This is a genomic window from Candidatus Symbiopectobacterium sp. NZEC135 (assembly GCF_025962695.1).
The window spans coordinates 1-645 of record NZ_JAGFPF010001237.1 but is presented as its reverse complement, the minus strand read 5'-3'; the positions used below and the strand labels follow the sequence as shown (position 1 = coordinate 645).

Here is a 645-nt window from a genome sequence, read left to right as displayed (position 1 = left end):
CGCGGGTGTATTACAACACGCTCAATCACGTTTTATGATCGCGCAACGGATCGCCAACGCTGTCGGTTGGTTACCGGTGCCCGCGACGGTCATGGTGATATTTTTAGTGGTTGCATCTATCGTGCCGCAACTGGAACTGGCGATCGACCCGGTGCGTCAGGCGTTGCCGTTTTACCTGCTGTTTGCCGTCGTCGCGCCTGGCATTGGTGCGTTGGTCGCGCACGCCTTTGGCTTGAACACCGCCAGCAGGCGTGCGGTGGCATTTAGCTGCGCCACGCGCAATTCATTAGTGATCCTGCCACTGGCGTTATCGATCCCAGGCGCCATGCCGATACTGCCTGCGATCCTGGTCGCGCAAACCATGATCGAATTGATCGCGGAATCCTGCTATGTGCACGTGATCCCTCGCCTGGTGCGTAACACGCGCAGAAATCGCCCCTCGGTGTAATCTGCAATGGTATTCCATGACTTATTGTTTATACTAAACAGTACCTTAATAATTTATATGCTCACTGCACCTTGGTGCGCGCAGCGAAAGAAGCCATTATGATCGATCCTTCAATCCCGTTGACAGACATCCACCGCCACCTTGATGGCAACATTCGCGCGCAAACGATCCTCGATTTAGCACGCCAGTTTAACGTC

General features: G+C 54.3%; 1 protein-coding gene and 1 pseudogene. Both read left to right on the top strand.

All coding sequences use genetic code 11. The features are described 5' to 3' along the window. Positions 1-448 (top strand): annotated as a pseudogene (locus tag J5224_RS33570) (arsenic resistance protein); the annotation flags it as partial. 98 nt (positions 449-546) lie between these two features. Next, a partial coding sequence (locus J5224_RS33565) for a hypothetical protein (protein WP_264629205.1) occupies positions 547-645 on the top strand: 99 nt, incomplete at its 3' end.